The sequence below is a fragment of the Nocardia brasiliensis ATCC 700358 genome (assembly GCF_000250675.2).
GTDB classification, from domain to species: Bacteria; Actinomycetota; Actinomycetes; order Mycobacteriales; family Mycobacteriaceae; genus Nocardia; species Nocardia brasiliensis_B.
This window is the reverse complement of the sequence record NC_018681.1, coordinates 3,395,765-3,414,727: the sequence shown is the minus strand read 5'-3', so window position 1 is coordinate 3,414,727 and position 18,963 is coordinate 3,395,765. Positions and strand designations below refer to the sequence as shown.

19 protein-coding genes are annotated in these 18,963 nt (G+C 68.4%); 7 read left to right on the top strand and 12 right to left on the bottom strand.

What is annotated here, in order from left to right; translation table 11 throughout:
- Window positions 1–4: 4 nt before the first annotated feature.
- A complete protein-coding gene (locus O3I_RS15460; RefSeq protein WP_014983868.1) occupies window positions 5–1,000 on the bottom strand; it encodes a quinone oxidoreductase family protein in 996 nt (331 codons plus the stop codon).
- 20 nt (window positions 1,001–1,020) lie between these two features.
- Window positions 1,021–1,662, bottom strand: coding sequence for a dTDP-4-dehydrorhamnose 3,5-epimerase family protein (locus tag O3I_RS15455; RefSeq protein ID WP_014983867.1), 642 nt, complete (start codon window positions 1,660–1,662; stop codon window positions 1,021–1,023).
- A gap of 121 nt (window positions 1,663–1,783) precedes the next feature.
- Here O3I_RS15455 and O3I_RS15450 point away from each other — a divergent pair, with 121 nt between their 5' ends.
- The 3 genes from O3I_RS15450 to O3I_RS15440 are packed head-to-tail and all read left to right on the top strand — an operon-like array spanning window position 1,784 to window position 5,135.
- Entirely contained in the window at window positions 1,784–3,223 is a 1,440-nt protein-coding gene (locus O3I_RS15450) for an NDP-hexose 2,3-dehydratase family protein (protein ID WP_014983866.1), read from the top strand.
- A gap of 5 nt (window positions 3,224–3,228) precedes the next feature.
- On the top strand, window positions 3,229–4,203 hold the full coding sequence (locus O3I_RS15445) for a Gfo/Idh/MocA family protein (protein ID WP_014983865.1): 975 nt from the start codon (window positions 3,229–3,231) through the stop codon (window positions 4,201–4,203).
- Window positions 4,200–5,135 (top strand): NAD-dependent epimerase/dehydratase family protein, encoded by a 936-nt coding sequence (locus tag O3I_RS15440; RefSeq protein WP_014983864.1) that lies wholly within the window; start codon window positions 4,200–4,202, stop codon window positions 5,133–5,135. Before O3I_RS15445 ends, O3I_RS15440 begins: the two co-directional genes overlap by 4 nt.
- 9 nt (window positions 5,136–5,144) lie before the next feature.
- Here O3I_RS15440 and O3I_RS15435 read toward each other — a convergent pair whose 3' ends face one another.
- The 4 genes from O3I_RS15435 to O3I_RS42645 form a co-directional block, all read right to left on the bottom strand.
- Entirely contained in the window at window positions 5,145–5,750 is a 606-nt protein-coding gene (locus O3I_RS15435) for a response regulator transcription factor (RefSeq protein WP_014983863.1), read from the bottom strand.
- Window positions 5,747–6,901, bottom strand: a complete 1,155-nt coding sequence (locus O3I_RS15430; RefSeq protein WP_014983862.1) for a sensor histidine kinase — start codon at window positions 6,899–6,901, stop codon at window positions 5,747–5,749. Before O3I_RS15430 ends, O3I_RS15435 begins: the two co-directional genes overlap by 4 nt.
- A gap of 279 nt (window positions 6,902–7,180) precedes the next feature.
- Window positions 7,181–8,506, bottom strand: coding sequence for a lipopolysaccharide biosynthesis protein RfbH (gene rfbH / locus O3I_RS15425; RefSeq protein WP_051066621.1), 1,326 nt, complete (start codon window positions 8,504–8,506; stop codon window positions 7,181–7,183).
- Between the two features lie 3 nt (window positions 8,507–8,509).
- A complete protein-coding gene (locus tag O3I_RS42645) occupies window positions 8,510–9,418 on the bottom strand; it encodes an NAD-dependent epimerase/dehydratase family protein (RefSeq protein WP_014983860.1) in 909 nt (302 codons plus the stop codon).
- A 120-nt stretch (window positions 9,419–9,538) separates the two neighbouring features.
- Here O3I_RS42645 and O3I_RS15415 point away from each other — a divergent pair, with 120 nt between their 5' ends.
- The 3 genes from O3I_RS15415 to O3I_RS15405 are packed head-to-tail and all read left to right on the top strand — an operon-like array spanning window position 9,539 to window position 11,792.
- Window positions 9,539–9,994 (top strand): DUF1772 domain-containing protein, encoded by a 456-nt coding sequence (locus O3I_RS15415; RefSeq protein WP_201773642.1) that lies wholly within the window; start codon window positions 9,539–9,541, stop codon window positions 9,992–9,994.
- A complete protein-coding gene (locus O3I_RS15410) occupies window positions 9,991–11,016 on the top strand; it encodes a methyltransferase (RefSeq protein ID WP_014983858.1) in 1,026 nt (341 codons plus the stop codon). The genes O3I_RS15415 and O3I_RS15410 overlap by 4 nt, the downstream gene beginning before the upstream one ends.
- Window positions 11,013–11,792, top strand: a complete 780-nt coding sequence (locus tag O3I_RS15405) for a tyrosine-protein phosphatase (protein ID WP_014983857.1) — start codon at window positions 11,013–11,015, stop codon at window positions 11,790–11,792. The genes O3I_RS15410 and O3I_RS15405 overlap by 4 nt, the downstream gene beginning before the upstream one ends.
- On the opposite strand, the gene O3I_RS15400 is transcribed toward O3I_RS15405, so the two are convergent.
- Together O3I_RS15400 and O3I_RS15395 are read right to left on the bottom strand one after the other, a co-directional pair.
- Complete coding sequence (locus O3I_RS15400) at window positions 11,778–12,245, bottom strand: hypothetical protein (protein WP_014983856.1); 468 nt, start codon at window positions 12,243–12,245, stop codon at window positions 11,778–11,780. The genes O3I_RS15405 and O3I_RS15400 overlap by 15 nt on opposite strands.
- Window positions 12,246–12,584: 339 nt before the next feature.
- Window positions 12,585–14,024 (bottom strand): HNH endonuclease signature motif containing protein, encoded by a 1,440-nt coding sequence (locus O3I_RS15395; RefSeq protein WP_237748372.1) that lies wholly within the window; start codon window positions 14,022–14,024, stop codon window positions 12,585–12,587.
- Between the two features lie 259 nt (window positions 14,025–14,283).
- Here O3I_RS15395 and O3I_RS15390 point away from each other — a divergent pair, with 259 nt between their 5' ends.
- Window positions 14,284–14,721 carry a VOC family protein gene (locus O3I_RS15390; RefSeq protein ID WP_014983854.1) on the top strand — a complete coding sequence of 146 codons (438 nt, stop codon included), beginning with the start codon at window positions 14,284–14,286 and terminating at the stop codon, window positions 14,719–14,721.
- A 135-nt stretch (window positions 14,722–14,856) separates the two neighbouring features.
- Here the strand turns inward: O3I_RS15390 and O3I_RS15385 are convergent, their stop codons facing one another.
- The 4 genes from O3I_RS15385 to O3I_RS15370 all read right to left on the bottom strand — a co-directional run bounded on the left by O3I_RS15385 (window position 14,857) and on the right by O3I_RS15370 (window position 18,959).
- Entirely contained in the window at window positions 14,857–15,276 is a 420-nt protein-coding gene (locus O3I_RS15385) for a hypothetical protein (RefSeq protein WP_014983853.1), read from the bottom strand.
- A gap of 139 nt (window positions 15,277–15,415) precedes the next feature.
- Entirely contained in the window at window positions 15,416–16,618 is a 1,203-nt protein-coding gene (locus O3I_RS15380; RefSeq protein ID WP_014983852.1) for an aminotransferase class I/II-fold pyridoxal phosphate-dependent enzyme, read from the bottom strand.
- Window positions 16,615–17,796: a glycosyltransferase gene (locus O3I_RS15375; protein ID WP_014983851.1), complete on the bottom strand. Its 1,182-nt coding sequence runs from the start codon at window positions 17,794–17,796 to the stop codon at window positions 16,615–16,617. Before O3I_RS15375 ends, O3I_RS15380 begins: the two co-directional genes overlap by 4 nt.
- The gene (locus O3I_RS15370) at window positions 17,796–18,959 is read right to left on the bottom strand and encodes a nucleotide disphospho-sugar-binding domain-containing protein (protein WP_014983850.1); all 1,164 of its coding nucleotides are present in this window, start codon (window positions 18,957–18,959) and stop codon (window positions 17,796–17,798) included. The genes O3I_RS15375 and O3I_RS15370 overlap by 1 nt, the downstream gene beginning before the upstream one ends.
- Between the last annotated feature and the right edge of the window lie 4 nt (window positions 18,960–18,963).

Genomic DNA, 18,963 nt, shown 5'->3' with positions numbered 1-18,963 from the left:
GCGGTCAAGAAATCTGGAAGACGATCTTGCCCGCGACACTCGCGCCGAGCATCGCCCGGAAACCCGTTGCGGCGTCCCGCAGCGTGAACTCGTGGGCGATGCTCGGGCGCAGGCCCGTGCGCACGAGAAAACTCATCAGTGCCGCCAGATCCTCCGCGGTACCCATGCCGGAGCCGACCAGGCGATGCTCGGCGAAGATCAAGGTGTGCAACGCTCGCGCGGCGGCAACGGTATCGAAGCCGGTGATCGCGCCCGCCCGGTAGCCGGAGCAGACGATGGGCGCGCCGGGGCGCAGCACCTCGATCGGCCACCACCAGTCCGCGACGTCGATGCCCGCGTCGAACGCGGCGTCCAGGCCGCTCGGCAGCGGCTGGTCGGCGGTTGTCACGACGGCTGCGCCGCTGCGCCGCGCCAACGCGTGATCGGCGGCGTCGGCCCGGACGCAGACCTCGACGCCCGCCGCGGCGGCGAGCGCGATGAGCGCCGTCGCGATGCTGCCCAGACCGCGGCGGCCGCGCACCACGATCGTCTGGCCCGCACGAACCCCCGCGGTGACGAACAACATTCGATAGGCCGTCAACCACGCGGTCGGCAGGCACGCGGCCTCGGCGAAGGAGAGTTCGGGCGGTTTGGGCACCGCGTTGCGGCGCGGAATCGTGGCGCTGCCCGCGAACGTGCCCTGGTGGTAGGAGCCGAGCACCATCCGGTCCGGGTCGCGCGCCTCGGGTCCGGTCCATCCCGCCGACCCCACCGACGCGTGCACCACCACTTCCGAGCCGTCGGCGAGAACGCCCGCGCCGTCGTTGCCGAGGATGAGCGGATAGGCGTGCGCGGGCACGCCGATACCGCGCAGCGTCGCGATATCGCGCATGTTCAGCGACGCGGCGCGCATCCGCACCGTCGTCCACCCGACCGGCTGCGCGGGCTGCGGGCGTTCCCCGAACCGCAGCGCGGCCAGCGGGTCGGCGGGGTCGGGGCGCTGACAATAGACGGCGTCCATCACGGCGGTCTCCTCCGGCCTCAGCGTGGGCGGTAGTGCGGCAGCAGATCCTGGTCCAGCAGTTCGGCCAGCGTCGCCGCGCCGCGGTCGTTCTCGGAAAGGATGGGTTCGAATCCGGTGGTCAACGGCAGACCGAGGGCTGGATCGAGCACGTTCACCGCGAGTTCGCTGCCCGGCGTGTACAGCGTCGAACACTGATAGAGCACGCGGGTGTCCTCGGCGGTGGCGACGAACGCGTGGCCCACCCCGGGTCCGAGATAGACCCCGGCCGCCATCCGCTCGTCCAGCGCGACCAGCTCGAACTGCCCGAAGGTCGGCGAACCGACGCGCAGATCGACGGCGATATCGATGATCGAGCCGCGGACACAGGTCACCAGCTTCGACTGTCCCGGTGCCCGAGCCACCACGTGGATACCGCGGATCACCCCGCGGTGCGAGACCGAGATGTTCACCTGCTCCAGCCGGACCGGGTAACCGGTGATCTCTTCGAGCACATCGGTGCGGCTGAGTTCCTGAAAGTGCCCGCGCTCGTCCGGAAACCGGCGCGACCGCAGCAGATAGACATCCGGCAACCCGAGCGCGGTCGCGACGATCGTCGCCGGTCGTGCGGCGCCGCGCGGCCCGGCGTCCGGCGCCGCGGTGTCACCGTCTCGGTGGGGCATGGCGGCGAGGCTAGGGTGGCGCGCTCGAGGATCTTTCGGGGCGCGCTCCAGCCGCGCCGAGCGCCGCCGGGCCCCATCCGCGTCCCAGTGGTTCTCGAACGACCGGCCGGACCCTGTCCGCATGGGGAATGCCGCACAGGTCGAGCAGCAGTCGGTGGCCACCTTCGACGACGAGCTGGCCTGGCGGTTCGCCCGCTCGGCCGCGGTCACCGCGACACCGCTGTGCTCGGCCGAGGGCTTCCGGGACTGGTTCGCCGCCTGCCGCCGCGCCGATCAGCTGGCGGTCGAGCGGATACCGTTCGCGGACCTGGTCGGCTGGCAGTTCGACGACGACGGGAATCTGCGCCACGACAGCGGCCGGTTCTTCACCATCGAAGGGCTGGACGTGCACACCGATTTCGGTTTCGTCGAGCACTGGCAGCAGCCCATCATCAACCAACCCGAGATCGGCGTGCTCGGCATCGTCGTCAAGGAGTTCGACGGGGTGCTGCATTTCCTGATGCAGGCCAAGGCCGAACCGGGAAATATCGGCGGCGTGCAGCTCTCGCCGACCGTGCAGGCGACGCGGAGCAACTACCTGCGGGTGCACCAGGGGCGCGGGGTGCCCTACCTCGAGCATTTCCTCGACGCGAAGCCCGAGGCGGTCCTCGTCGATGTGCTGCAATCCGAGCAGGGCGCGTGGTTCCTGCGCAAACGCAATCGGAACATCGTGGTGGAGGCGACCGGTCCGGTCGAGACGCTACCCGGCTTCTGCTGGCTCACCCTCGGCGTGCTGCGTGAACTGCTGCGCCAGGACAACACCGTCAACATGGACGCGCGCACGGTGCTGTCCTGTGTGCCGTGGCGCATCAGCCCGGCGCAGGCCGCCGCCGGTGACGAGTTCACCCGCGCGTTGGCGCGCGGCCTCGATCCCGGCGCCGCCGCGCGGCACGGCGCCGCCGAAATCCTGCACTGGCTCACCGATTTGAAGGCCCGGCACGAGTTGCGCCAGCGTCTCATACCGCTGGCCGCGGTCGCCGGCTGGCAGCGCGGCGCGGACGAGATCGCCCATGCCGATGGCAAATACTTCCGGGTGATCGCCGCCCGGGTGAGTGCCGGTCAGCGCGAGGTGGATTCGTGGACCCAGCCACTGCTCGCCCCGGTCGGCCAGGGCGTCGCCGTCTTCCTCGCGACCGCGATCGACGGCGTGCTGCACCTGCTGGTGAACGCCAAACTCGAAGCAGGCGTGCTGGATGTCGCGGAGCTCGCCCCGTCGGTGCAGTGCCAGCCGGCCAATCATGAAGACCTGCCCGTACCTCGGCAGCCCGCATTCCTGCGCGACGTGCTCGACGACGGACTCGGCACGGTGCGCTACAGCGGGTTGCAGTCCGAGGAGGGCGGCCGCTTCCAGCACGCCGACAATCTCTATCAGATCCGCTTGCTTCCTGCGGATTTCCCGATCGCCGAGCCGCCGGGGTTCCGCTGGATGACGCCCGCGCAGATCACGAACCTGCTCATCCACAGCAACTACGCGAATGTGCAGGCGCGCAGCCTGATGGCCTGCCTGCTGGCGAGTTGGTGAGCCCGATGCTGCGCTGGGGAATCCTGGGTACCGCACAGATCGCCGAACGTCGCATGATGCCCGCGCTGTCCCGGCACCCGGCCGCCGAACTGGTCGCGATCGGCAGCCGCGATCCGCTGCGCGCCGCGCAGTGGGCGACCCAGCACGGGCTGCGCATCTGCGGCGGCTATCAGCGGATACTCGACGACGACGCGGTCGACGCGGTCTACCTGCCGCTGCCGAACGCGCTGCACGGCGACTGGATCGAACAGTCCCTGCGGGCGGGCAAAGATGTCCTGGTCGAGAAGCCGATGCTGCCGCCCCGGCTGGACGGAACCGAAATCGCCACGGCACGCAGGCTTTTCGCCCTAGCCGCCGACCAGGGCCGGACGCTGATGGAGTGCATGACCTTTCCCCGGCACCGCCAGCACACCGCGGTGCGCGAGCTGGTCGCGGCGGGCGCGATCGGCGAGTTGCGGCAGCTCACCGTGCGCTTCACCATCCCGGAGCGGGCCCCGGACGATTTCCGGTATCGGGCGGACCTGGGCGGCGGCGCGCTCGCCGATCTAGGTTGCTACGCCTTACGGGCCGCGCAGTTCTTTCTGGGATCGGAGCTGCGCGTAGAACATTCGCGGATGCGACGGGACGACCGTTTCCCCGGTGTCGATCTGTCGGGTTCGGCGCGGTTACGCGACGCGGCGGGCGCACTGGCCGATCTGGAGTTCGCGATCGGCGCTCCCTACCGCTGCGAATACCACCTCGCGGGCACCGCGGGCTCCCTGTCGGTGGAGCGCGCGTTCACCCTGCCGCACGATCTCGCGCCGCGCGTGTTTCTGGATCGAGCCGGTGACATCCGGCAACTCGACCTGGCGCCCGACGACCAGTTCGGCAACATCCTCACCGATTTCACCGCCGCCCACGACGGCGAACAGCCCGACGCCGCAGCGACATTGCGCACGATGGAGCTCGCCGCGGCCGTCCTCGGCCTGGGTTCGCGATGAGCGAGTACACGCCGCGGCGCACCGCCCTCGTGCTCGGCGGCACCGGGTTCGTCGGCGGGCATATCGCGAACGCGCTGCGGGACAACGGCTATCGCACCGTCACGGTATCGCGCCGACCGGCGTCGACCGGCACCGCGCACTGCGCGCTCGACCTCGAAACGGGTGACGCGCAACCTTTGATCGAGGTGCTACGCGCCCACGAACCGGCCCTCGTGGTGAACGCCGCCGGGTCCTACTGGGGCCTGGACGAACCGCAGTTGCACCGATCGTTCGTCACCGCCACCGAGACCGCACTCGCCGCGTTGGCCGCGCTGCCCGACCGGCGCCCGCGCTACGTCCACCTGGGCAGCGTGATGGAGTACGGTCCGCTACCCGAGCTGGGCGCGGTCGACGAATCCGTGCCGACCGAGCCCGAATCCGCCTACGGGCGGACGAAACTGGCGGCGACCGAGCTGGTCCGCGCGGCGATCGCGGCGGGCACCGTGGACGGCGTCGTGCTGCGCGCGACCAACAGCATCGGCCCCGGCGTGCATCCGGGCAGCCTGATCGGCAAGGTCGGCTCGGCACTGGCCGCGAACCGCGACGGACGCGCCCGGATCGAACTGTCGCCGCTGGCCGCCCACCGCGACTACCTCGACGTGCGCGACCTGGCCGAGGCGGTGCTCGCCGCGGCGCGCACCCGCGACACCGTCGATGTGGTGAACATCGGTCGCGGCCAAGCCCTCTCGGTGCGCGAGCTGGTCGATCGGCTGGTCACCATCAGCGAGGTGCCGGTCGATATCGTCGAGTCCGCGGCCGCACCGACCGCACCGGGCACCAGCTCGATCTGGCTGGAGGTGGCCACCGAAACCGCCGCGCGGACACTGGGTTGGCGGGTGACCCGCAGCGTCGACCAAGCGCTGCACGACTATTGGCGCACGCTCACCCGCTGAGCGCAGCGCTCACAGCCAGCCGTTGTCCTCGGCGAACCGGATGGCCTCGATCCGGTTGCGCGAGCCCGTCTTCGAGATCGCCGCGGTGATGTAGTTGCTGACCGTGCTGACCGACAGATGCAGATGCGCCGCGATCTCCGCGACCGTGTCGTGCGAGCGCGCGGCCACCAGCACGTCGCGTTCCCGTTCGGTCAGCGGGTTCTGTCCCACCGACATGGCGGCGCGCAGCTGCTGGTCCTCGATCAGCATGCGGCCCGCGACGACCTCGCGGATCGCCTGCGCGATATCCCCGACCGGCGTGTTCTTGGTGAGGTAGGCCCGCACGCCCGCCTCCAGCGCGCGGCGCACATAACCGGGACGCTCGAAGGTGGTCAGGATCATCAGCAGCGGCGGTTCGGGCCGCCTGGCCAGTTCTTCGGCGAGCGCGAGCCCGCTCTCCTCGCCCATCTCGATATCGAGCAGCACGACGTCTGGCTCGGTCTCGTCGACCATCTCCGGCACGCCTGCCGACGACCCGAGGTCAGCGACGACCGTGAGATCGGGTTCCAGCTCGAGCAGCGTGCGGATGGCCCCTCGCAACGTTGCCTGGTCCTCGACCAGCGCCACACGAATCATGCCGACGATTCTGCCGGTCGGGTCGCGGGCAGCGGCACCGACACCGCGAGCCGGAAGCCGCCGTTCGCCGTCGGTCCCGCGGTCACCGTGCCGCCGAGGCCGCGGGCCCGCTCGGCCAGGCCGAGCAAACCGTGCCCGCCCCCGGTGGACGCGCGGCCGAACAGCTCGTCGTTGTCCACCGTCAACTCGACCGAGCGCGGCTCGTCGTGCACCCGGACCGTGATGGCGCACCGGCTCGCGTCGGCGTGCCGCAGCACATTGGTCACCGCCTCGCGCACCACCCAGCCGAGCAACGTGTCCACCCGTTCGTCCCACACCCGTTCCGGAATGCGCACGGTGAGTCCGTCGCGCAGCAGGGCAAGGCTCTGCTTGGCGCGCGCCACCTCGTCGGCGAGGGTGGTGGCCCGGTAGCCGCGCACCGCCTCCTGGACCTCCAGCATGGTCTGCCGGCCCACCTGCTGCACCTCCGCGGAGGCCGCCGCCGCGGCATCCGGATCGATATGCGCGAGCCGTTGCGCCAGTTCGGCTTTCACCAGCATGGTGGCCAGGCTGTTGCCGAGCAGATCGTGCAGGTCCCGCGCGATCCGCAACCGTTCGTCGCCGACCGCGGCCGCGGCCATCGCCTGCCGGGTGGCCCGCGACTGCACGATCTCCAGCAGCAGCCGGCCACGCAGCACCGCGATCATGCCCGCGCCGAACACCACCAGCGCCGCCCCGCCCTGGCCGAGGACCGCCCAGGTGAGGCTGCCGACCGCGATCACGCCCAGTACCGAACCGAACACCAGCGGCAGCAGATTGACGCACGCGACCGCGGTGAGCATCAACGCGACCACCCAGGACGTGCCGAACACGGCGGTACCCGCACCCGCCACCGCGGCCATCGCCGCGAGCAGTCCCACCCGGAAGCCCATCGGACGCCCCGCCATATCCGACTGACTCCAGACGAACAGCGCGCCGAATCCGGCGACCGCGGCACCGGACGCCGCCAAGCGGCCCACCGGCCACGTGCTCGCCTCCCACAGCGGCAACGCGAGCGCGATCAGCAGCACATACATGCCGCCGGGCCCGGTGTCGCCCACGCCGACACCCAGGTTCCAGATCCGGCGACGTACCTGGACGACCACTGCTTTCGCGCGATCAATCGGTCGCATACCGCGAATCTACCGGCCGCGTTCGTCCCGATGCAGGACCGAGAGCGCCGATAGGAGAAAACTCCGCCCCGATTGCGGATCTTCCTCCATTGTCGAGCACCGCCCGCGCCGCCGATACTTTCCGGAGTCGATCATGTTGTCCAGCAGGAGGTACGGATATGAGCGGGCCGATGCAGGGGCTGATTCTGGCCATTATTCTGATCACCTTGTTCGTCATTTCCCAGATCATTCAGCGGCGGCGGAAGCAGAACCGCAAGGACTGAGCTCGCAGACCCCGCGTCAGCGGACCCGATGGACCGGGCGGGTGGCGAATTCCCGGATGACGGTGACCATATAGTCGATCATCTCGTCGGTCAGCCCGGGATAGACGCCGACCCAGAAGGTGCGCTCGGTGACGATGTCGCTGTTGGTCAGGCGGTCCGCGATGCGATGCGGCGCGTGCCGATAAGCGGGCTGGCGCAACAGGTTTCCGGCGAAGAGGAATCTGGTGTGGATATTGCGGGCGAGCAGGTGGTCCACGATCGCGCGCCGGTCGAACGGCGCGTCCTCGGCCACCGTCAGCACGAACCCGAACCAGCTCGGATCGCTGCCCGGCGTCGCGTGCGGCAGCAACAGCCAGGGGACACCGGCGAGCCCGTCGCGCAACCGAGCCCAATTGCGCCGCCGCGCCGCCACGAATTCCGGCAATTTACGCAATTGACTCAGGCCGAGACCGGCCTGGATATCGGTGGTCTTCAAGTTGTAGCCGATATGGGAGAACACATATTTGTGGTCGTAACCCGAAGGCAGCGCGCCGAAATCCTGGTCGAACCGCTTACGGCACCGGTTGTCCTCCCCCGGCTCGCACCAGCAGTCCCGCCCCCAGTCCCGCATTGATTCGACGAGTTTTGCCAGCACCAGGCTGTCGGTGAGCACACAACCGCCCTCGCCCATGGTGAGGTGGTGCGCGGGATAGAAGCTGACCGTCGCGAAATCACCGAACGTCCCGGTGGTCTGGCCTTGATAGGTGGACAGCACCGCGTCGCAGTTGTCCTCGATCAGGAAGAGTTCGTGCTCCGCCGCCAACTCGGCGATCTCCGCGACCGGGAAGGGATTACCGAGCGTGTGCGCCATCATGATCGCCTTGGTGCGCGGGCCGATCGCGGCGCGCACCCGGTCCACCGTCGTGTTGTAGGTGCCCAGTTCGATATCGACGAACACCGGGACCATGCCGTGCTGCAGGATCGGGTTCACCGTGGTCGGGAAGCTCGCCGCCACGGTGATCACCTCGTCGCCGGGTTTGAGCGCGCGCTCCTCCAATTCCGGGGTGGTGAGCGTCGCGAGGGCGAGCAGGTTCGCCGACGAACCCGAGTTGGTCAGGTGCGCGCGACGCACGCCGATGGCTTTCGCGAACAACCGCTCGAAACGCAGCGCGGTTGCCCCGGACGCGATGCGCAGTTCCAGTGCCTGCTCCACCAATGCGACCCGATCGTCGGCGTCCAGCACGGCCCCTGAACTGAAGATCGGGGTCACGCCGGGCTCGAAGGCCGGCGGCCTGCGCCGGTGGTGCAGTGCGCGCACCAGTTCCAGGACATCGTCATCCGCCGGTATCGGCTCACTAGGCACAACTCATGTGTTACTCGCACCGGTTCGAGCCTCACTGGTGTAGCGCCAGAGCGCCCGCAGCGCGTCATCGAGACCGAAACGCGGCGCCCAGCCCAGATACCGACGGGCCTTCTCGATCGAGATCGGCGGCGCACCGCTCGCCGCGCGCGGCGAGCCACCGCCGCCGGTGCACACCACCTGGACAGCCACACCGCTGACCTCGATCAACCGGCGTACCGCGAACTCGATCGGCACCGCAGCGCCCGAGGCGATATTGACCACCTCGACGCCCGGCGCCGCGGCCGGCACGTTCGCCGCCGCGAGCACCGCCGCACCGAGATCGCGCAGATCCAGCACGTCGACCGTGCCACGCAGCGTGGGCAGTTCGAGCACCTGCGGCGCGGCCGGGTCCGCGGGCGGCGTGGCCAGCCGATGCGCCACCGAGCCGAGCAGACCGGCCCGCGGTGCGCGCGCCCCGACCACCGTCGAGCAGCGCAGCACGACACCGGAACCCGGCCAGTGCCGCATGGCTTCGGTGGCGGCGAGTTTGGTTCGGCCGTAGACGGTTTCCGGATGCTCCGGCGTCGACTCGCGCACCGGGCCCGCATGTCCCGGGCCGTATTCATACACCGAGCCGAGCTGCACGACCCGGGCGGGCCGCGCCTGCCTGCGCACCGCCTCGAGCAGGCGTTGCACCAGCACGGCATTGGCGGCCGCCATCTGCTCGTCGGTCACCTGCCACAGCGCGCCGGCGGCGTTGACCACGACGTCGGCGCCGGACAGCAGCTCGGTCAGCGCCGCGATCGGCTGGGCGAGCACATCGAATTCCGTGCGCCCGAGCGGCACCACCTGGAACTCGTGCGCGGCGAGCAACTCACCGATGCCCTGGCCGAGATACCCCGTGCCGCCGAGCACCACCGCCGTTCGTGTCACCGCCGCCTCCGCTCCTGGTCTGCGGTGATCGTGTCCGCCCGCGATCGAGAACGATCGGAGCGCGAATCCAGTGGCGCTCGAGACGCCCCTGTCATGGTGTGGTCTGCGAAAGGAGAAACCGTGGTCAGGGTTGTGGCGACTGTCGTGGTGGTGCTCGGCAACGGGGTGCTCGCCGGGGTGCTCGTGGCGGTGGCGATCGGGTTGGTCCCGATGTTCGCCGCGTTACCGGCGCCGGATTATGTGCGGGTGCACACGCTCGCCGGACGATATTTCGACCGGATCATGCCGCCGATGGTGGTGTGCAGCATCGCCGCGGACATCCTGCTCGCCGTCGACACCGATTCGGCCGCGGCCAGGCCGCTGTTCGCCGGTGCCGCGCTGACCCAGCTGGGCGTCTCACTCGTCTCGCAGTTCGGCAACGTGCCGCTGAACCACCGGACCCGCGCCACCGACCCGGCCGCCATCCCGCCCGGGTGGGACGATCCACGGGCACGCTGGCGCACCCTGCATCTGCTGCGCACCGTGCTCGCCCTCGTCGCCCTGCTCGCCAACGCGATCGCGGTGGCAGTGCGATGACGCTGCCCGAACTGCGCGACGCCGCCGCCATCAAACAACTCGCCAACGCCTTCTGCCACGCCAAACTGCTGCTCACCGCGCACGAGGTCGGCGTGTTCGACTGGCTGGCCACCAACGGGCCCGCCGACGCGGATCGGATCGCCGCGGGCACCGCGCTGCACCCGCGCGGCGTCGGCGACCTGCTCCGTGGCCTGACACTGCTCGGCTTGCTGGTGGAAGACCCTGCGGGATACCGGAATTCGCCGCTCGCCGCGCGCACCCTGGTGCCCGGCACACCCGAGTACCTCGGCGGCTTCCTGCGCCGCGCCGACCACATGCTGTATCCGACTTGGGGATCGCTCGACGCCGCGCTGCGCACCGGAGCGCCCCAGGCCGCCGGAGCCGGACCGGAAGCCTTCCTGCGCATGCTCGGCGATCCGAAACAGCGGGCCCAGTACCTGCGCATGATGGATTCGGCCTCGACGCCGGTGGCGCACCGGCTCGCCGAGGTGGTGGACTGGTCGCGGTACCGGACGGTCGCCGATATCGGTGGCTGCCGGGGCAACCTCGCGGGCATCCTGCTCGCGCACCACCCCCATTTGCGGGCAACGGTTTTCGACCTCGCACCGATGGGCCCGGAACTCGACGCTCACCTTTCCGCGCAGGGCGTCGCCGACCGCGCGGCCTTCGTCGCCGGTGACTTCTTCGCCGATCCGCTGCCGGAGGCCGACGTGCTGGTCCTCGGTCACGTGCTGCACAACTGGTCGAGTGCCGAACGAGCGAAGCTGGTCGACAAGGCTTTTCAGGCCGTGCGGCCGGGCGGGGCGCTGCTCGTCTACGACGCCATGTACACCGGCGAGTCCGCCGATCTGGCGCGGGTGCTGGTGAGCCTCAACATGCTTCTGGTCACCGAGGGCGGCTCCGAGTATCCGGTCGCCGCGGCCGTCGGCTGGCTCACCGCCGCAGGGTGCACCCGCCATACCGCGGTGCCGCTCGGTGCCGCGGACACGTTGGTGATCGCGCACAAGGACATCGAGCGATGATCGAGAACGGCGGCGGGCCGCTACTGAACCGGCGAACGGCGTTGCGGCTCTTCGCTGCCGCGGGCCTCGCCACCGCGGTCGCCCGCACACCCGCCCAGGCGGCCCCGGAATCGTTCCTCGATATCTCGCTGAATCTCCGGGACATCGGCGGATATTCGGGTGCCGACGGTAGGCGCATCGTCACCGGCTCCGTATACCGTTCCGCCGCACTGTCCCAGGTGACCGATCAGCAGTTCGCGGTGTTGACCGAGCTGCGACCACATTCGGTCGCCGATCTGCGCTCCACCCAGTCCCGCGCCATCCACGGTCCCGACCGGTTGCCGCCCGGCGCCGTCCCGATTCTCGCGCCCGTCGGTGATCCCGATCCCGCACCGCTGAAGAACAAACTCGCCCAACCGGATTCGGACACCCTCGCGGAGTTCCGGAGCTACGTGACCTCCGCGTCCAACCGGGCAGCCTTCGGCCGGGTACTGAACACACTGTCGGCCAGTGGACGGTCCGGCTATCTCTACCACTGCAATTCCGGCACCTACGTCACAGGTTGGACCACCGCCATCCTCATGACCCTGCTCGGTGTCGCCCGCTCCGCCGTCGACAGCGAATTCCAGCTGTCCAACGAGGCGTACGGCGCGATCGTCGCGCGCACCGAATACCTCGACGCCGCCTTCGACCAAATCCGCGTCACCTACCAGAGTTTCGACAACTACATCGCCGACGGACTGGGCGTGCCCGGCCCCGCGGTAGCGCGCCTGCGTGACGTGCTACTCGTCCGCTGAGCGCTTCTGGATCCGCCTGCCCGCCGCCGCCCGAACGCGGCGCGTCCGTCCCCGGTCGGCGAGCAGCATGCGAACCGGGAGACAAGCGGCGACCTCGGCGGCTTTGCGCTGAAACCAGTCCGAGGCGTCGAGGATCTCCTCTTCGGTCCACGCCTGCCCGGTACTGATCGCCCGTAGCAGGGTCCATTCACGAAGACGCCGGGCCATGAAGGCGCGTCCATCGATGACCTCAGCGACGCGTGCGGCCCAGTCCGGAAACGTTTCGTCGGTGAGCAACTGCGCAGCCCTGCGGTCGATGTGGTGGACGATCGCAGCCTCCGCCATGACAGTGTCCGGATCTTCGAGAACCACGCCCATCGTCGCCATCTCGGTCTGTGCAGACGTCAGCGCCAGCTCGTTCAGGTAGCGGACGTATCGGAGGTGCTCCGCCGGTTCTGGCTCATCCGCCGCCACTGGACCGTTCACACCGGCCCTCCGCGGAGCCGCGCACCAACTACCGGCCGCGCTCGAAGTCGCGAAGTCGCGAAGTGATTCTAGTAAAGATCGATTCGTTTGGCTGCACAGCGATCCAGTTCCCCGTGTGACATCTGGACTCCAGCAATACCACGTCCCCGCCGATCCGCACCATCACTTTTCGGACTTGCCAGCATGCTCCGCATCACCGCGGTGATGCGGGTGGAAGTGTGCTCGGGTTTGCCACGGGCCGTCTGCGCGAATTCGGCGGTACAGGAGGCGAATTCGGGCCGCGTTACCGCGGGAGCGTTCCGAGGTAACGCGGCCTGGGCAGCGTTTCTACACCACGGCCGGGTGTGACGTGGTGTGGGCAGCCGATAACAGGCGCTCTCGGCGGGACAGCCAGGCGCGGTGGTCGCGGCGTTGCCGGGTGTCGCGGTCGTGGATGTGGGACAGGGCTTGGGCGAGGAGTTCGCCGGGGTGGTGGCGGTGGTTGACGCGCGGGGTGCGGGTCGGGTCGATGTGGGCCGGGGCGATCCAGGCGGTGCGGCCGGCGTGTGCCGAATCGCTGCCCAGCACAACCGTTTTCCAGCCGTTTCGGCCGTCGTTGACCATGGCGTGGCAGCGGTCGCAGGCGAGTGTCAGGTTGTCGATATCGGTCGCGCCGCCTTTGGCGTATTCGGTGACGTGGTGGATCGCGCACAGCGAGGCGGGCGCGTCACAACCGGGGCGCGAGCAGCCGCGTACGGACGCGATCAGTGCCATCCGCTGTGCCGGAGTCGCAAGGCGTTTCGCGCGTCCTACGTGCAGCGGCATCCCCTTGTGGTCGAACACCATCAGAAATGGTTGTGCTTGTTCGGCCAGCGCGAGCGCCTCCGACATCGGCACGAGGCCACCCGTCGCCGTGGTCGCCACTCCAGCGGCTTTTTCGACGTCGTCGACGCTCATGGTCAGGATCGCCGCGACGGGCAGACCGCGGTGCGAGCCGAGCGCGTCGACTCGAACGCCGGGGCTGAGCAGGGCGAGCAGACCGTCGTGGGTGCGTTGCGCGGCGGTTCTGGTGTCCCGCGCCGCGGCGGCGACCATCGCGTTCCGGTCGACGTATTCGCAGTCACCGGAGGGGCTTTCGGGATCTTCGGGGTTGTTCATGCCGGGCCGCGCACACTTGGCCATGACGGCGTCGAGGAGCCCGCGCAGGGTCGGTGTGATTTCACCGTGGATGGTGGACATGCCGTCCGGGCGCTGCGAACCTATGGTGATGCCGCGCATACGCTGGCGGTCGCGGTCGGCGGTGAGGTTTCCGTCGGGGTCGAGGTGCGCGAGAATCGCTTCACCCACGGCCGGAATATCGTCGGGGGAACCGGTGCGTGCGAAATCCGCCAGAATCTTTTCTGCCGCTTCCCGTTCGGTGCCGGTAGCCCCATATGGGATACGCTTCATCACCGCCGCAATACGAGTAGCGTGTTCGCTGGAAATCTCACCATCGGATTGCGCTGCCGCAGTATGGAACAGTTGTGGGTCGTACGAACCACCGTTGAGATCGTGCCAGGTGCCGAGACTGCGCGCCGCAGCGTAACGGCGGGCGGCCTCTCGGCTGGACAACCGCAGGGTCTGCATCAAGAATCGCTTCGTATCTCCCGCACCGACATTCGCGGGTATCGACCGCTCGGCAGTCTCGACGATAACCCGATTCTGCACCGCCGCGAGCTTGCGCGTCACACACTCGAGACCACCAAGCAAATCAGTGATCTCATTGTCACTCAACACCGTCAAACGCATACCGAGCAAATCGGAAACGGCATCCAGCAGTGGCTGCACCACCCGCGTCGCCGGAACTTCCCCCTCCGATTTCATAACTAAATTCTACCCCATCCACCCCCAACCTCTAATCCCAAATCTCTGCCAAATCCGCCCCATCTCCAATTCGTCCTCACACGCATTCTTCAGCGCCACAACGAATTCGAATACATCGAGCCCGAGTCACCAGCCCCGGCTCACCCCCAGAGCCACTCTCCCTCAACTCAGTACCATGCACCGCATGCCCATCAAACTCGAGAACATCGGCATCACCGTTCGCGACCTCGAAGCAGCAATCGCCTTCTTCACCGACCTAGGCCTCACAGTCGTCCACCGCGACACAGTCAGCGGCGAGTGGACCGACACCGCCGTCGACCTCGACAACAACCACGCCAACATCGCCATGCTCCAAACCCCGGACGGCAACAACCGCCTCGAACTCTTCGAGTACCTCCACCCCGAAGCGATCGAAACCCAGCCCACCCGCCCCAACGACATCGGCATGCACCGCGTCGCCTTCTCCGTAGACGACATCGACAAAGCCCTCGAGACAGCCGCAAAACACGGCTGCCATCCACTCCGCGGCGTAGCGACCTACGAGGACCTCTACAAACTCACCTACGTCCGCGGCCCCAGCGGCATAATCGTGATGCTCGCCGAGGAACTGAAGAAGAACTGACGTCCGATCGGACCAAATCAGAAGCGCCGAACCCGCCCCGGCCTGCCCTGGCTGCGGGCAACGCCGGCCTGCGCCGCCACACCCAGGCCGTCACCCGACCGACCTGACCGCCGCCCTGGGTCCGACCCGCTCCCATCAATTCTTCACGGTGATCGGAACCAGACGCTCGTTGACAAACCACTCACAAGCCGATTCCCCGCACTGCTTGGCTTTGATCTTCGTCGACCCGGAATATTGTGGGCTCCAGACGACATCCGCGACGTAACGCCCACCATGAGCGTTGATTCGCGCGCCTCCCCCACCGATCTCCTGCCCATACGTGCTGTCGAACATATTGAAGAAGAACACGAACCCATAGGTGGTCAGCTGCCCACCCATTACTGCCCTGACGATATAGTTCCCGCCTACCCGAAGGTCGTTGGGATCGACCGCATTCCCCGCGAAGTCCGAGAACTCGATCCCTTGGACCTCTGCCTGTGCAACAGGCGTCCCGACCGATATGGCCGCCGCTACAGAGATCGCCAAGATCCCCAGAACGCGCAATACCTTCTTCATCGAATACCCCCCAGAGCTCGGCACCCAACCACACGAGGAACGAATCACCCTCGCGGACAGTTGATTTCACCTGGCAACAACGGTACCGAAATATCGACCTTTCAGTCAAGGACCGGAACCGGACGCCGACGCAGCGCACCTACGCCGCTCGCCCACTGCTCCCCATCGCCGCGCGGATGTCGAAACCGTTGGCGGCGATGAAAATCAGCAGTTCGCAGATGCGGGTGATGTCGCGGGGTTCCAGGTCGGTGCCGGTGGGGAGGACGAAGGTGTCGCGGGCGACGCGGTCGGTGCCGGGAAAGGCGCGCTCGGTTCGGTACGGTGCCATGCGGTGGCAGCCGGGGTAGAAATACCTTCTGGTGTAGACGTTTTCGGCAGCCAGGAGGGCGAGGATGTCGTCGCGTGTGACGCCGATCCGTGCGGTGTCGCAGTCGACGACGAGATACTGGTAGTTGCTGCGCTGAGACTCGTCGATGTCCAATAGGGTGAGCCCGTCGATGCCGCGCAACCCCTGCCGGTACCGGTGGTAGTTCTCCCGGTTCCGGGCGACGAAGTAGTCCATCGAGTCCAGCGAGGTCAGTCCCATCGCCGCCGCGGCTTCGCTCAGCTTCGCGTTGGTGCCGACCGACACCACGTTGTCGCCACTGGAGATGCCGAAATTTCTTAGACGGCTCGCCTTTTCGGCCAGTTCCGGATCATCGGTGACCAAAGCTCCACCCTCGAAGGTGTTCACGAATTTGGTCGAGTGGAAGCTGAACACCTCGGCGGTGCCGAAACCACCGATCGGCCTGCCCGCGTATCCGCAGCCGAACGCGTGCGCCGAGTCGTAGATGAGCGCGAGTCCGTGCCGGTCGGCGACGTCCTGCATCGCTTCCAACGCCCTGGGCCTGCCCCAGATGTGCACGCCCAGAATGCCGGTGGTGTCCGCGGTGATCAGTTCTTCGACGCTGCGCGGGTCGGCGCTGCCGGTGCACGGGTCCACGTCACAGAACACCGGCGTCACGCCGAGCCAGGCGGCGGCGTGCGCGGTGGCGGCGAAGGTGAAGGCGGGCACGATGACCTCGCCACGCAATCCCGCTGCCTGCACAGCCAGTTGGAGCGCGGAGGTGGCGTTGCACGTGGCGACGCAGTAGCGGGTGCCGGCGAGTTCGGCGACGCGGCGTTCGAATTCGCGGCTGAGTTCGCCGCCGTTGGACAGCCATTTGGCGTCGAGCATCCGATCGAAGCGATCGAACAGCACGGCCCGGTTGCCGATATTGGGCCTGCCGAACACGACGGGCGACTCGAAAGCCGGTGTGCCGCCGAACATCGCGAGATCGGCGCGGCGCTGTTTGGTCGTCACAGGAGGGCCTCCAGATCGTCGAGCAACACATCGACCCCGGGCAGGGCATGGATCTGGCGTTGCAGGCGGCGCGCCGAGCGGCGAAAGCCCGGCTCGGTCAGTGTTCGAGTGCAGGCGAGCGTTATCGCGTCGACCGAGAGTTGTTCCAGGGGAACCACGGTCGTGGTTCCGGTGGCCGCCGCCTGCACGGCGTTGTGCCGATGGTCGTCGAGCACCGGGATGTTCACCATCGGCACGCCGAGCCGCATCGCCTCTTTCATGCTGTTCAGCCCGCCGTGCGTGACGAAAAGGTCGGCGCCTTCGAGCATCAGCGGCTGATCCACGAACTCCACCAGCCGGACGTTCGACGGCAGCGCACCGAAGGCCTCGGTCTTCCCGCCCGCGCCGACGGCGAGGACCGCGGTGCAGTCGACCCGTCCCAGGGCCTCGATCACCGTGCGGACGAACGTATCCGCGCCGGGCAGGCCGTAGACGATGGTGCCGAACCCGGCGAACACGAACGGGCGATCCAGGTCGAGTTCGGCGAGCCAGCCGGGCAGCCGGTCGCTCTGGAATCCCGCGTTGGGATGTCGATAGCACCGAGTGTTGGGCAGGATCATCTCCGCGGCGGAGTATTCCGGCGGCAGGAAATTGGCGTGCAGGTAGTGGTAGAGCCGCGCTCCGGACGGGTCGGGCGGCAGACCGAACCGAATCCGCCCCTTGTCCAGCGGCGCGGCCAACTCGGCACCGGTCATCGCCTCGACGCCGCCGAACGAGGCGACCGAAACATGGGGAATGCCCAGCACTTCCGCGGCCAGGTAGCCGCCCAGCTCGTCCAGTTCGCGGATCACCAGATCCGGTTTCCACTGCTCGGCGACTGCCAGCAGATCCGCACAGGTGGCCTGCCCCATATGGCCCGCGAAACCCTGAGACATGCGGCGGCCGAGAGCCCGGAACACGTCGGCGGCCGCGGGGAATTCCAGTTCGCCGAGGTTCGCGGGCAGCCAGCTCGCCACCTCAGCGCGCCAGTCGTAGCCGCCGACCAGCTGGGGCAGCCCGTAGGCGTCGATCTCGGCGGCCTGTGGCTGCGGCGCGAGCACGGCCACGTCGTGACCCCGGACGCGCGCGGCCCTGGCGATCGGCACGAGGGGACGCAGATGCCCGCTGGCCGGTTGGGTGGTGAAGACGATGCGTGCCATCAGCGGGCTCCGGCCAGCTCGGCCAGTGCGTCGACCACATGCGCGACCGGGGGCTGCGCCCGCATCTCGGCACGCAGCCGCTCGGCCCGCACCCGGAACTCCTTGTCTTCCAGCAACTGCCGGACCTCCTTGCGTACCGCGTCCGGTTCCAGCGCCCCGCCGAACAGCCACCGGCAGGCACCGGCCGCCGCGAGCTGCTCGGCGTTGGCGACGTGGTCGGTGAACAACGGTGTGAGCAGTTGCGGCAGCCCGTAGTACAGCGTGGTCATGAGCGCACCGCCGCCACCCTGATGGATGACCAGCGCGCAATCGGCGAGCAATAGATGCAGCGGAGTGGGGCCGAGGAAGGTGACCGTCTCGCCGTCCTCGGTGAACGCCGGTGCGGCAGCGGGATTCGCCAGCACCAGCGTCTCCACCCCGAGTCCCGTCAGCCCGGGCAGGACCTGGTCGACGAACGGGATCGCCCGTCCGGCAAGCTGTTCGACCGCGCTGCTGCCCAGCACGCAGACCCGGGGCCGCCGAGGTCGCGGCAGACCGATATCGGCGGCCGCGACCGGTCCGTTGAAGGGGGCGAACCGAATCGGCAGCGTCCGCACCCCGGTGTCGTATTGCAGCGACGCCGGGCACGGATCGACGGTGGCCGCGCCCAGCGTCTCCACGGTGTCCAAGCCGAGCTCGGCGCAGAGTTCACGCAGTGCCTCGGGCTCGAATTCTCTTGTCCGATAGGTGTAGTCGATCCCCCAGATATGCCGGACGGCCGGAATGCCGAGCACCGCGGCCACCAGCGGTCCCGCGTAGGTGGTCGGATCGAACACGATCAGATCCGGTTGCCAGCGCCGGGCGAAGGCCAGCAGCGGCCCTACCGCGCGCTGCGCGATCACCCGGTAGGTAGCGACGTTGCCCGCGCCCCAGTGCCGAATATCGTGCCAGCGCACCGGCCCGTCCTGCTCGACCAGCCAGCTGAAGTACTTTCCGGCCTGGGCGTGCAGGTCGACATCCGCGCCGACGACGACAGCGGTCAGCCCGGTCTCGCTGATCGCGGACGCCAATCCGGCGGAACTGGCCACCACCACCTCGTGCCCGCTCGCGCGCAGACTCCAGCCGAGGTGCACCAGCGGAGTCAGATGGGATCGCCACGCCCACGTGCAGATGATGACGCGCATCCAC